The 13,312-nt window shown below is 58.1% G+C and carries 11 protein-coding genes; 3 read left to right on the top strand and 8 right to left on the bottom strand.

What is annotated here, in order from left to right; genetic code table 11:
- Positions 1 to 30: 30 nt before the first annotated feature.
- Entirely contained in the window at positions 31 to 1,434 is a 1,404-nt protein-coding gene (gltX, locus tag BOSE62_RS03080) for a glutamate--tRNA ligase (RefSeq protein WP_159641955.1), read from the top strand.
- Positions 1,435 to 1,461: 27 nt separating this feature from the next.
- A complete protein-coding gene (locus tag BOSE62_RS03075; protein ID WP_159641952.1) occupies positions 1,462 to 2,745 on the top strand; it encodes a citrate synthase in 1,284 nt (427 codons plus the stop codon).
- A gap of 45 nt (positions 2,746 to 2,790) precedes the next feature.
- Here the strand turns inward: BOSE62_RS03075 and BOSE62_RS03070 are convergent, their stop codons facing one another.
- The 4 genes from BOSE62_RS03070 to BOSE62_RS03055 all read right to left on the bottom strand — a co-directional run bounded on the left by BOSE62_RS03070 (position 2,791) and on the right by BOSE62_RS03055 (position 7,466).
- Positions 2,791 to 4,191, bottom strand: coding sequence for a sensor histidine kinase (locus tag BOSE62_RS03070; RefSeq protein ID WP_159641949.1), 1,401 nt, complete (start codon positions 4,189 to 4,191; stop codon positions 2,791 to 2,793).
- Positions 4,188 to 5,228: a hypothetical protein gene (locus BOSE62_RS03065; protein WP_159641946.1), complete on the bottom strand. Its 1,041-nt coding sequence runs from the start codon at positions 5,226 to 5,228 to the stop codon at positions 4,188 to 4,190. Before BOSE62_RS03065 ends, BOSE62_RS03070 begins: the two co-directional genes overlap by 4 nt.
- Before the next feature lie 72 nt (positions 5,229 to 5,300).
- Positions 5,301 to 6,506 (bottom strand): hypothetical protein, encoded by a 1,206-nt coding sequence (locus tag BOSE62_RS03060; protein WP_159641943.1) that lies wholly within the window; start codon positions 6,504 to 6,506, stop codon positions 5,301 to 5,303.
- Positions 6,507 to 7,157: 651 nt separating this feature from the next.
- Positions 7,158 to 7,466 (bottom strand): Hpt domain-containing protein, encoded by a 309-nt coding sequence (locus BOSE62_RS03055; protein ID WP_159641940.1) that lies wholly within the window; start codon positions 7,464 to 7,466, stop codon positions 7,158 to 7,160.
- Positions 7,467 to 7,535: 69 nt separating this feature from the next.
- Here BOSE62_RS03055 and BOSE62_RS03050 point away from each other — a divergent pair, with 69 nt between their 5' ends.
- On the top strand, positions 7,536 to 9,872 hold the full coding sequence (locus BOSE62_RS03050; protein ID WP_159641937.1) for a hypothetical protein: 2,337 nt from the start codon (positions 7,536 to 7,538) through the stop codon (positions 9,870 to 9,872).
- A 10-nt stretch (positions 9,873 to 9,882) separates the two neighbouring features.
- On the opposite strand, the gene BOSE62_RS03045 is transcribed toward BOSE62_RS03050, so the two are convergent.
- Genes BOSE62_RS03045 through BOSE62_RS03030 form a run of 4 tightly spaced genes read right to left on the bottom strand, consistent with a single transcriptional unit; the run spans position 9,883 to position 13,310 of the window.
- Positions 9,883 to 10,161 carry a DUF1467 family protein gene (locus tag BOSE62_RS03045; protein WP_159641934.1) on the bottom strand — a complete coding sequence of 93 codons (279 nt, stop codon included), beginning with the start codon at positions 10,159 to 10,161 and terminating at the stop codon, positions 9,883 to 9,885.
- Positions 10,162 to 10,167: 6 nt separating this feature from the next.
- On the bottom strand, positions 10,168 to 11,808 hold the full coding sequence (locus tag BOSE62_RS03040) for a ribonuclease J (RefSeq protein WP_159641931.1): 1,641 nt from the start codon (positions 11,806 to 11,808) through the stop codon (positions 10,168 to 10,170).
- Positions 11,805 to 12,587 carry a type III pantothenate kinase gene (locus tag BOSE62_RS03035; protein ID WP_159641928.1) on the bottom strand — a complete coding sequence of 261 codons (783 nt, stop codon included), beginning with the start codon at positions 12,585 to 12,587 and terminating at the stop codon, positions 11,805 to 11,807. The genes BOSE62_RS03040 and BOSE62_RS03035 overlap by 4 nt, the downstream gene beginning before the upstream one ends.
- 15 nt (positions 12,588 to 12,602) lie before the next feature.
- A complete protein-coding gene (locus tag BOSE62_RS03030) occupies positions 12,603 to 13,310 on the bottom strand; it encodes a biotin--[acetyl-CoA-carboxylase] ligase (protein WP_159647868.1) in 708 nt (235 codons plus the stop codon).
- Positions 13,311 to 13,312 lie beyond the last annotated feature (2 nt).

Genomic DNA, 13,312 nt, shown 5'->3' with positions numbered 1-13,312 from the left:
AATGATGCTGAACAGCCGAAAGAGACAAATATGGTCGTAACCCGCTTTGCCCCCTCCCCGACCGGCTTCCTGCATATCGGCGGCGCCCGCACCGCCATGTTCAACTGGCTGTTTGCCCGGCACCACGGCGGAAAAGCGTTGCTGCGGATCGAAGACACCGACAAGGCGCGCTCTACCCAGGAAGCAATTGATGCGATTTCCGAAGGGCTCGAATGGCTCGGTCTTGACTGGGACGGAGAAACCGTTTTCCAGTCCGAACGCGCTGCCCGCCACGCTGAAGTCGCCCACGAGCTGCTGGCATCGGGCAATGCCTATAAATGTTTCGCCACCCAGGAAGAACTGGCCACCATGCGCGAACAGCAGAGGGCCGAGAAAAAGCCGATGCGCTATGACGGCCGCTGGCGCGATCGCGATCCGTCGGAAGCGCCGGAAGGCGCGCCTTATGCGATCCGGCTGAAAACCGAAACCGCCGGCAAGGTCACCATTGCCGATATGGTCCAGGGCGATGTCTCGGTCCAGAATAGCGAGATTGACGATTTCATCCTGCTGCGTTCGGACGGCACGCCGACCTATATGCTCGCGGTGGTGGTCGATGACCATGACATGGGCGTAACCCATCTGATTCGCGGCGACGATCATCTCAACAATGCCTTTCGCCAGCTGGCGCTGATCCGCGCGATGGGCTGGGATGAACCCGCCTATGCTCATATCCCGCTGATCCACGGCAATGACGGCGCAAAATTGTCCAAGCGGCATGGCGCGCTGGGCGTCGAGGCCTATCGCGACATGGGCATCTTGTCCGATGCGATGTTCAACTATCTGCTGCGTCTCGGCTGGGGCCATGGCGATGACGAGATCATTTCGCGGGAACAGGCGATAGAATGGTTCGACATCTCCGGCGTCGGCAAATCGCCTTCGCGATTCGACACCAAGAAGCTGCAGAATCTCAATGGTCACTATATGCGGGAGGCCAATGATGCGGATCTGGTGCGGCTGGCCACACCGTGGATCGAACAGGATCTGGGAGCGCCTTTATCCGCTTCGGACCGCGATTTGCTCGGCCAGGCCATGCCGGTTTTGAAGAGCCGCGCAAAAAATCTTATCGAATTGGCGCAAAGCAGTCTTTTTCTCTTTAAAAAACGCCCACTTGGCCTCGACGAACGGGCAGAAAATCTGCTAGAGGCTGCCGCACGGACGCTGCTGAAATCGATTCACCTTGGCTTGACCGATCTGGAAGACTGGACGCTCGAGACAACGGAAGAAACCATAAAAGCGATCGCGGAGTCTGCCGAATTGGGGCTGGGGAAGCTCGCACAACCTATGCGCGCGGCCCTGACTGGAAGCACCAGTTCACCCGGAATTTTTGACGTTCTGATACTTCTTGGGAAAGAAGAATCATTGGGACGTCTTGCAGATCAAATAGAAAAAACCTGAGTTTTCAGGAGCAGAAAGGACAATATCGTGGGCGATAACGCAAAATTCAGCATCGATGGCGACAATTTCGAATATCCGGTTCTACAGGGCACCATTGGTCCCGACGTGGTCGATATCCGCAAATTATATGGCCAGACCGGTGCCTTCACCTATGACCCGGGCTTCACCTCGACCGCCAGCTGCGAATCAGAGCTGACCTTTATCGACGGCGGCGAAGGCGTTTTGCTGCATCGCGGCTATCCGATTGAACAGCTCGCCGAAAACAGCAGCTTCATGGAAGTCGCGCATCTGCTGCTGCGCGGCGAGTTGCCGACGGCGGACGAATATTCCGAATTTACCAACACGATCACCCGCCACACCATGGTGCATGAACAGCTGCGCGGTTTCTATCAGGGCTTCCGTCGTGACGCCCACCCGATGGCGATCATGTGCGGCGTGGTCGGTGCGCTCTCGGCTTTCTATCATGACAGCACGGATATCAACGATCCCGCCCAGCGGATGATCGCCAGCCACCGTCTTGTCGCGAAAATGCCTACCATCGCGGCTATGGCCTATAAATATTCGATCGGTCAGCCGTTCGTCTATCCCGACAACGAACTGTCCTACACCGGCAATTTCCTGCGCATGACCTTTGGTGTTCCGGCCGAGGAATATGAAGTGCACCCGGCAATCGAAAAAGCGATGGACCGGATTTTCATCCTCCATGCCGATCACGAACAAAATGCGTCGACCTCGACAGTCCGGCTGGCCGGCTCCTCGGGCGCCAATCCGTTTGCCTGCATCGCCGCCGGCATCGCCTGCCTGTGGGGCCCTGCCCATGGCGGCGCCAATGAAGCGGCGCTCAACATGCTGCACGAAATTGGCCATCCTGACCGCATTCCGGAATATATCAAGCGCGCCAAGGACAAGGACGATCCGTTCCGCCTGATGGGCTTTGGTCACCGGGTTTACAAAAATTACGATCCGCGTGCATCGGTGATGCAGGAAACGGTTCGCGAAGTGTTTGAAACGCTCAAGGTCAAGGACCCCGTCTTTGACGTAGCCTTGCAACTGGAAGAAATGGCGCTCAACGATCCCTATTTCATCGACAAGAAGCTGTTCCCGAACGTCGATTTCTACTCGGGTATCATCCTGTCGGCGATCGGCTTCCCGACCTCGATGTTCACCGTGCTGTTCGCCCTTGCCCGCACCGTCGGCTGGGTTGCCCAGTGGAACGAAATGATTTCCGATCCCGGCCAGCGCATCGGTCGCCCTCGCCAGCTCTACACCGGCCCGGCAAAGCGCGACTATGTACCGATCGACAAACGGTAATTTTGATTGAAATTTGCAAAAAGGGGGGCGTTTCGCTCCCCTTTTTTATGCTGGCTTCCGTTCCGGCAAGGACAGGGTGAAGGTCGCCCCCTTCCCGGCTTCGCTGGCCACGGTCAGGCTGCCGCCCATCGCGCCGGCCAGGCGGCGGGAAATGAACAGCCCCAGACCGCTGCCGCCGTCCCCGGACCGGCCCAGCCGTTCGAACTTCTCGAATATCCGCTGCTGGTCTTCGGTGGCGATACCGTCCCCCTGATCGCTCACGGCAATCCGGGCAAAGCCGTCTTCGGTTGAAACCCGCAGCTTGATCACCGAGCCGTCGGGTGAATAGCGGATCGCGTTACCGATCAGATTGACAAGAATTTGCAGCGTCCGGCGAAATTCACCACTGGCGGGGCATTTCGCGCCTTCGTCCGGAAGATCCAGACGAATGTGATGGTCCGCCGCCTTGACCGCCAGCAGGCCTGCCGCCCGGTGGGCCAGATCAACCAGATCGATTTCGTCCCCGGCGACGGTGAATTCGGGCCGTTCGATTGCCTCGAGATCGGACAGGTCATTGACGAGATCGAGCAAATGGCGCCCCGCCGAAGCGATATCCTTGGCATAGCTGGCATAGTCACCGCGTAGCGGACCTTCCAGCTTGCTGCTGATCGTTTCAGCGTTGGCGATGATCTTGCCCAGCGGCTGGCGCAGCGCCGGCCCCAGTTGCATGCCGAACAGGCTGTCGCTGATCAGTTTGCCGCCCGGCCGCTTTGGCTCTGTTCCCTGAGTCACCATATCAGCATCTGTATCATCCGGGGTCGCGGTGAATCGATAGCCGGCAAACGCCCCTGTCTTGTCGATCAGCGGATTGCCCTGCAACACGAACAGCCGCTGGGCACCGCCCTTCTGGCGCATTCGCTGATTGCGTATCGGCTGCCGCTCGGCCACGGCTTCCAGCAGTCCGGCATTGGCCGATGGCGGAATCACGTCATATATATCGAGCAGGGACTGGCCGATGACATCATAATCCTGGCCCGCCTCACCCGACAGTTGCTGGGCGATGATTCGTAGCGCAGCATCAGTGCGGATCGCCCCGCGACCTTCGAGCCGGTCGAAATCGCGCTCCCGCGCCGGGTCGATTTTCTCGCTCTCGTCTTGCGGATATTCTTTCCAGTCGATGATCGACAGGCTCAGCGGCTCCGCCTTTTCCGGCGTGCTGAGCCAGGTCTCGACCCACATTTCAATACGTGACTCATTATCCGAAGCATGAACCGGCCGAGAGAGATTCATTCCCAACCGCCGGCTGAGGCGGCATAATTCTGCCAATTCCGGAACGGCCAGAGGGCCGCCCTCCTTGCCACCGCAGTGCAAATGCAACCGCAAGAGCAGCGGATCAGCCGACAGGAGCAATCCGTCGGCGTCCACCTGTCCCTGCACCGGCGCGGTCAATTTACCATCCGTGGTCATCTACCGGGAATATCCGGAAAATCGTCGGAAAGCAGCCGCGCGGCATTCTGAAAAGCGTCGGGCGAGGCCCAGCGCGACACCAGGCCCTGACAGCGATCCTGGTCGGTCTCGCCATAGGTTGCGGCGGTCAATATATGGTCGCCGCCGTCAAGCGCGGCAAAAATCGACAGCGCTTCCTGTACCGGAAAGTCCGCCGCCCGCATGACTACAACAAGACGCACCATATCGGGTTCAGCGGTGAAGCTTATAATCTGGTCGCTGGTCAGGCCGGTCCGCCGGGCGAGGCGCGCCACGAACAGGGTCAGACCATCCGTCATCGGATGGGGAACCGACTTCCGGTCGGCGGGGGACTGGTCGAGCAACTGGGCCAGCCGCTCGGCCTTGCGGGCCACGCCTGCGCTTTCATCATGCGCGGCAAGCAGCCTCTCGGTTGCCTGCTGCAACTGAAGACTGGCATGGCCGGACCGGCTGGCGAGCGCGGCGGTTACCGGCCAGGCAAAGGCATAAGCGATTTCCGGCGGTAGATCCGCGAGACTGGCGGCGATTTCTCCGGCAGCACCGGTTGTTTTGGACTGGGCCACCAGCAATCCCATGGCGGCTTCGGCAACGGCAGCATCCTCGTGATCCAGATGGCGCGTCAACGTGGACTCGAGATCTTCCTGCGAAATTTTCTGCAGCAATCTTGCTGCCAGTTCGCTTTGCTGCGTCTTGACAAACAGATGCCGGACAATCTCGGGGGTCTTGAGCAGGCCGGATTGCTCCAGCATGGCATAGCTCTGGCCTTTGCCGCCCTGCGCGATGCCGAGCAGCACCTCTTGCCGGAGCCCCATATCTTCGGTCGCGATGGTACAGATACGCCTTTCAATCTGGTCCACGACGCTGCGCAAATATTGCTGCGCATTGGACCGCATACGGTCGTTGAAAACGATGTCGGTTCTGGGGAACAGGGCATGCGAAAAATCATCAGCCACGAACGAGGCCTTGTCGGCCATCGCGGTCGCGCGGCGGACAATATCGTTGTGCTTGCTTGGATCCATCGGAAAAACTCGCTCTGCCATAGCCAGGCTGTACCCTAATGTGGTTAACAAGCCGCTAAGTCGATTATTCCGCTATCCGCCTCGCCGATCCTTGGAAATCGTCGGTTTTTTCGCCGGATAGCGATCAAGAACGAGCGTCATGCCGGCGTAGAGCGCGGCGGCATATATGCCATAGCTGATCGGACCGAAAATAGCGGCAACGAGCAGCACCAGCAGCACCAGCCGCAGATCCGGCCGGATCAGTGCGAAACGGCAATTCGCTGATACACCCCGCAACAGCAGCAGATGGGCCAGCAACAATGCAAAAATCACCAGATTGGGCAGCAGGGTGACCGCGTCGGAAGCCTGCAGCATCAAGATGGCGACGCTAGCGGCCACGATCAGATCCAGCCCCATGGCGGTCCAGTCCCTACCCATTGCGGTGCCGTCAAATTGCAGCATCGTGGTTCGGGCCAATTGGGCGACGCTGCCGAAAAACAGCAGCCCGATCGCCGCAATTGCGTAGCCAAAGGTTGCCAGCCCGATAGCGGCAAGTCCGGCCACCAGCGAAAAAATCTGCAGATATTGCGGTGCGGCCTTTTTTCTCCACAACCGGGGAAGACTGCGCTTGATCAGGGGACGCAGCAGAAAGCGATTGAGAAAATTGTCCTTTCCCCAAGGCATTTCCTTCAATTTGCGCCGCGTATATTGCCCCGCGCTGAGGGCGCTCTGGATATGGGAGACCGCCCCTGCCCCCATCCGCCGGTCCGAGATGATTGCGCGCGGACAATCGGCCTGCACTGCGGTCCGCAGCAGCGCCGACCCGATCTCCCATTCATCCGGAATATCGATCATCGCCACCAGCCGCGATGCGTTGAGGGATAGAATGCCGAGCCACCGCTGGTTGAGATCGATGCGCTCGAATTCCTGATATTCCTCTGCATGCAACACGGTGAACAGCAATTCTTGCGGCGCGGCGCCCAGCTGGCCAATGATCTCGTCATTGGGGATGATGCCATCGGCCAAGTAAACAATATGATCCTGCTCGCTCGCATATTGCACGAGATCGCTGGGACTGCGGACATATTCCGCGTCGAAGCCCAGCTGCTTCATTTCGTCGATTTTCTGCAATAATGCGCCGTGGGTGGCGGGACAGAGGAAGACAAATTTTTCGCAACCGATGCGCTGCGCGGCCTGAATCTGCAAGTCCAGCAAGGTTCCGGCAAACAACGGCAGCAGGGCAATCGGCCCCTGTCCGTCAAGATCGTCTTTTGCCAGAGAAATCAGAGCCAGTTTCACAAGATTGGGAGTCCCGAACGAAGAAGTGCCGATAGGTTCCTGTCCATATATGGTGGCGTCGGGACATGCCAAGCGATAATCGGTAATGTTTTGGCTGGAGTTTGCTTCTGGCTGACTAGCGGTCGTCCGGATGTGGATCAAACTGCGCTTCCCCGATCTCGTCATCGTGCCGACTGGCGAACCGATATACCGGTAGGGCGGCAACCGCGGTCAGAACAGCAATGGCTAGAAGCAGGTTTAGATTGCTTGGGGATGAGAATTCATCGGCAAGGAATATGATCGCTGCCCCGCCGGTTGCCAGCACGACCCACGTGCCACTCCAAGCAGCGGATGGTTCCTTGTTGCCGCTGGCACGCCTGTTCTTCGACTCAACAATGGTTAAAACCGCAATGGAAAGCTAGGATCCGAACTGTATATAACCAGACAGATGTCCGGGATCTGCGATGAACGAGTTCTCAATAAGCAGCCACCAGCCAAACAAGACCAAGACAAGCGCCGTGAGAATTATCTTCGCATATTTCATCGGGCTTTCATGGCTGAAAGATGCGAACCGGGCAATATGTGCAACAAAGGCAGAAGCGAAAACTTGCCCCGTGACATTCCTCTAAATTCGGGCGATGCCGGAGAGTTCGACGTGCCGAAGCCAGGATTTCAGTCCCGGTGCGCCTCGACCGCGGAAACCGCACGTTCCAGTTTTCGCAGGATGACCGGATCGCCGGGTGCGCTATGGGCTGCCTCGTCCGCCAGTTGCAGGATCCTGGTCGCGGAGAAGCTCGCAGCCAGACCTTTCAGACGCCAGGCCGCATATTCCCAATTGGCATCACAGCGCGCTCTCCCTAGCAAATCAACCTGCCGCTTCGCGCTCTCCAGAAACGCCGCACGCAATTCTGCAATAAGGGGCTGATCGTCCCCCACCGCAGCCGTCAGAGCGGCATCCAGAGCTCCATAATCAAATGACATTCCAGCCGTTTACAAGCAATATGGTTAACTTATGGTTTCTAAGGCCCGATATTGTGTTAAATAGTCCCCATGGCAGGTGAATCAAAGATAATCGGGATGTGGCGCGACCGGGACGAAAGTGCCGGCGAGGACCAGACAAAATCAACCGCAGGCATCGAAAGCGAAGCGCCAGACCTGACCGCGGAACCGCATGATCTTTCAGAAGAAAACCGCGAAAACGACGATGGTTCACCGGATGACAACTGGGATTATTATGCCGATGATGCGGCTTCGGACCCTGCCCGGTCGCGCCTGCTGCCGCTGCTGCTGTTAACCATGATCGCAATAGGCTGGACCGCGTTTTTCCTCTGGGCCTACCGCGACATATTTACAACAATGGTGACTCCCAAGGCCGGAATTGACCTGTTCAGCCAATGGTGCCTGCCTATTGCCACGCTGGGCATTGCCTATCTGCTCTACATGCGTAACAGCACCCGTGAAGCCGGCCGCTTTTCCGATGTCGGCCTCTCGCTGCGCACTGAATCAGAATTGCTCGAAGCCCGATTGAAGACCGTCAATAATGAGCTTAGCGTCGCCCGGGAATTTCTCAGTCAGGAAAGCCGGGAACTGGAGTTTCTCGGAGAGCAGTCATCGGGCAAGCTCACCACCGCTGCTGGCCTGATCCGGAAATCGCTGGATGACGGGCTGGACAAGATGCAGAAACTGGATGATGTCGGTGGCGCTGCCTACAAGAATCTCGAGCAGCTGCGCGAACATCTGCCGGTGGTAATCAACACCGCCAAGGATGTAACCAACCAGATCGGCAATGCCGGACGTACCGCCCAGACCGAAATGGCGGCAATGGTTTCGACGCTCAGGAAAATCGGTGAGGTTGGCACGGCGGCCGAAAAGAGCCTGACCACCCTGACTGACAAATCCACGCTGTCGGTTGAAAATCTGGCCGTTGAAGCCGAGCGGATCAAGGCCAGCTTGGCGGAACAGTTGCAGGAAGCCGAAGCCGGATCGGAGCAGTTGGCAGCCCTGTTGCGGAAAACCACATCAGAAACCGTTGAAACCATCCACAAGACACGGGCACGCCTCGCCACGGAAGCTTCGGATTCCACCACAGCGATGCGGGCCGATCTGGACGCGCTGGAAACCGCTCTGGCAAGCGCGGGAAAAATAGCCGACGAAGAAGAAGTCCGCCTAAAAACCCTTGCCGAGACGCTCGATCGGAATATCACCGACATTGCCGAGAATCTCGCAAATCTCGACAATGAGAGCGGCGACAAGACGGCCAAGCTGGCCTTTGCCATGACCGCCATGGAACAGAATAGCGAAGCGCTGAAACAGTCGCTGGAAAATGGCTATGCCGTTGCCGATGGCATGATAGAAAGGATGGAGCGGCTGCTGGTCGCGCTCGACAGCAGCGCTCGGGAAATGGACGAAACCCTGCCCACGGCTTTTGAGCGCGTGACAGAGAAATCGCAGGAAAGTCTGGCACTTTACAGCCAGATCGCCCGCGAAGCCCGCAAGGCACAGGAAGATGCCGGCAGGGTCGCCCAGCAGGTTGCCCAGACCGATCATTCGATTACCAAACAACAGGAACAGCTGGGCAAGTTGCGCGACAGGAGCGACGATACCAGCAAGTCGGTGGTCGAGCAGATTGATGATATTGCAAAATCCATCGAAGCGGTGCGCGAACAGAATGAATCGCTAGCCGAGAGCGCCGGCGAGAAGATGATCACCGCGCTGTTGCGGGTGAAAGAGACCGCAAAACAGGCGTCGGAACATTCGCGTCAGGCGCTCGAAAATTCCATTGCCGGCTCGACCGAAACGTTCGAGAAAATGAGCGAAGAGGCGCTGAACCGGATTATCGACGACAAGATCGCCTCGATTGCTCCGAAACTGGAGCAGGCCGTTTCAAGCGCTGTCATGACCACCGAGTCGACCGCTGCCCATCTTGCCGACCAGCTCGCCGCCATCGAAGATATGACGACGAAGCTGGAACAGCGTATCCTGTTTGCCAAAGAGAAGGCCGAGCAGAGCAGCGACGAGAATTTCACCCGGCGGGTCGCGCAGCTGACCGAGTCGCTCAACTCGATTTCGATCGATGTCGGGAAAATTTTGTCGAACGACGTTACCGACACCGAATGGGCCGCCTATCTGAAAGGCGATCGCGGTATTTTCACCCGTCGGGCGGTTCGCCTGCTCGACAACCGGGAAGTGCGCGAAATCCTCGCCCAATATTCCGGCAATAACGAATTCCGCGAGCATGTTAACCGCTATATCCACGATTTCGAGGCCATGCTGCGCGGCGTGCTCGCCACCCGCGATGGCAGCGCAATCAGCGTGACCCTGCTGTCATCCGACGTCGGCAAGCTCTATGTGGCGCTGGCCCAGGCGATCGAGCGCCTGCGCAACTAGCATCGGTCGCCTAGCGCATCCGTTCCCGGCTGTTGAAAATATCGATCGTGTCGAGCGTGATCCAGCCATTGGCATAGTTGAGATAGAAGAGACCGAACGCCGCCGTTGCCAGCAATGTGGTCATCAGCAACACGCGCAACGGCCGAAAGTTGGCCGGCGCTCCATCCGCCTGTCCCTTGACCATCTCGACCCCGGATTCATGATGGTTCCGGATGCCGATGGGCAGCACGATGAAGGCTGCCGTCACCCAGAAAAGCACATAAATCGCAATGATCGAAGTGAGTTCCAAAGTCCGCTAAGCCTCCACCGTCAGTACCGAAACAATGGGCTTCTTGCCCGTCCACTCGGTTGCACTGCGGCGCACCAGCAGCCGGATTGCTTCGTTGAACTTGTCGATATCGCCGACCGGCTGGCTATATTTGCCAACAATCTTGTCGATGACCTCGTCGAGAAAATCTTCTTCGTCTTCCTCCAGCGGAACGCCGTTGAGTTTCAGCACCGGCTGGCCAAAAATTTTCCCCTTGTGGTCGAGGCCGATGGCAACCGAAATCAGGCCGTTATGAGCAGATTTGCGGCGCTCGTTCAGGGTTTTTCCGTCAGCCGGAATGATCACATCGCCGTCAACAACAAGCCGCCCGGTCCGCTCCTGCCCCAATATTTTCGGGCCATTGGGCGCCAGCCGGACGACATCGCCATTCTGCTGGAAGATCGCTTTGGGAATACCGTGCTCAAGACCAAAGGCGGCCTGGGTTTTCATATGGCGGATCTCGCCATGGACGGGCACCAGGATTTCCGGTTTGATCCAGTCATACATTTGCGCCAGCTCCGGCTGACCGGGATGACCAGAGACATGGATATGCTCCTGCCGTTCGGTGATCATAACCACGCCTTTGGCCGCCAGCTGGTTCTGGATTCGGCCGATGGCAATTTCATTGCCGGGAATCTGTTTCGAGGAGAAAAGCACATGATCGCCCTCGGAAAGCTTGATCTGGTGGCTGTCGCCGGCGATCCGGCCCAGCGCAGCCCGCGCCTCGCCCTGTCCGCCCGTGGCTATGATCATGATTTCGTCGCGCGGCAGGCTCATTGCTTCCTGGAAATCTACCGTCGGCGGAAAATTCTTGAGATAGCCGTTTTCGCGGCAATTTTCGATGATCCGGTCGAGCGAGCGGCCGGCCACGCAGAGCTTCCGGCCCGCGTGGATGGCAACCTCGCCCAAGGTCTGTAACCGGGCGGCATTGGAGGCAAAGGTGGTTATCACGACGCGGGTGTCGATTTCATCGACCACGCGCATCAGATTGCGACGGACTTCGCCTTCCGAACCGGAAGCATTGGTGTTGAAGACATTGGTCGAATCGCAAACCATCGCGAGGACGCCCTCGTCGCCTATTTTCTGCAATTCCTCGGGAGTCGACGGCACGCCAAGCACCGGCTCGTCATCCAGCTTCCAGTCACCAGTGTGAAAAATCCGGCCATAAGGCGTGTCAATCAGCATCGCATTGCCCTCGGCAATAGAATGCGCAATCGGCAGGTAGCGGAAACCGAACGGGCCGAGATCAAAACTGCCCTCATTGGGAATGATATTCAGTTCGACATCATTTTGCAGGCCAACCTCTTCCAGCTTGCGCCGGATCAGACCCGCCGTGAACGGCGTTGCAAACAATGGCACATCCAGATCGGCGGCAAAATAGGGAACCGCGCCAATATGATCCTCGTGCCCGTGGGTCAGCACGATACCGAGCAGGTCCTTCTGGTTTTTCTCGATAAATTCGAGATCGGGCAGGATCAGGTCGATCCCCGGATAGCTGGGATCGGCGAAGGTCATGCCGAGATCCACCATCACCCATTTGCCGTCACAGCCATAAAGATTGACGTTCATGCCGATTTCGCCCGAACCGCCAAGGGCCAGGAAGAGAAGTTCTTTTTTTGCTTTTGTCATGAAGCGCTGGTTGCTCGCTGATAGAGGAAATGCAGGCCCTGAAGAGTCAGGTCCGATTCCAGATGATCGAATACATCTGTATGTTCGTCAAAAAGTACGGCTAATCCACCGGTAGCAATGATCTTCGTCGGGCGGCCGATTTGTGCTTTCGTGCGCGCTACCAGACCTTCGATCATCGCGACATAGCCCCAGAAGATGCCGATCAGCATCTGGCTTTCGGTGGTTGTGCCGATCACATTGTCATCTTGCGGCGATTCCAGTGCGATCCGTGGCAATTGCGCGGTCTTGCCGACCAGCGCATCGAGCGAGAGATTGATCCCAGGGGCGATAACACCGCCCTTATAGGCGCCTTGATAATCGGCAACGTCGAAGGTGGTCGCCGTCCCGAAATCGATGATGACGATATCCTGTCCGTATTTTTGGTGCGCGGCGATTACGTTGAGCACGCGGTCCGCGCCTACGCTGTCGGGCTGCTCGACATCGAGCGCAATACCCCAGTGCGCAGCGTCACGGCCGGCAATCAGCGGGCTCACGCCAAAATATTTTTCCGAAAGAACCGTCAGATTATGCAACGCGCGCGGAACAACGGTGCCGATGATCACCGCATCGACGGCGCCCAGCTCCAGCCCTTCGAGCTCAAGCAGCTGCCTGAGCCAGACGACATATTCGTCCGCTGTGCGACGGGCATCGGTGGCGATCCGCCAGCGCGCACGAATGTCGTCGCCGTCAAACAGAGCGAACACGACATTGGTATTTCCGGCATCTATGGCCAATAGCATAAGCGACTCTTCTGTTCAGCCGATGGAAATATCACCGGCGCGTATTTCGATAAGCGTTCCGTCGGCTTTTCTCAAGCGCAGCGCACCGTCGGCGGTCAGGCCGGCGAACTTGCCGCTGATTTTGTCGCCACCAATGTCGCTGGTTGTGACCGTCATTCCAACCGGATGCGCCAGCATCTGCCATTCTTTCAATATCCGGGCCAGCCCCGCTTCGCGCCAGAGCGTCACCCAGGCCTCAAACTCTTTCGACAGCCGGTCCAGAAACGCAGCGGCGTCGGTGATCGCGCCCTCCTGTTTCAGGCTGGTCACCGCCCGTCCCTCGACCTGTGGCGCCTGGGCGATGTTTACACCGATACCGACCACCACCTGCTCCTTCACCCGCTCCAGCAAGACACCGCAAATTTTCGCGTCCGACACCAACACGTCATTGGGCCATTTGAGGAGCATCGGCGCATCGGGCAGAAAGTTGCGAAGGGTGGCATGAACGGCCAGCCCGGCAACAAAGGACAGCGAAGACGGTTCCGGATTCCCGGGCCGCAAATCCACGATCGTGCTGCAAAAGAGATTGCCTTGCGGGCTTTCCCATTTGCGGCCCCGGCGCCCTACCCCGCCGGTCTGCGTCTCGGCGCGCAGCCAGAAGCCTTCCGGTGCGCTACCGGCCAGAGCCAGCGCCTTCACATCCGCATTGGTCGATGCGGTCTCGGCAACAGTCTCTACGAATATAG

Source organism: Sphingorhabdus sp. 109 (assembly GCF_902506555.1).
In the GTDB taxonomy this organism is placed as follows: domain Bacteria; phylum Pseudomonadota; class Alphaproteobacteria; order Sphingomonadales; family Sphingomonadaceae; genus Parasphingorhabdus.
The sequence above is the reverse complement of the archived record's forward strand: the minus strand, read 5'-3'. Positions and strand labels throughout refer to the sequence as shown.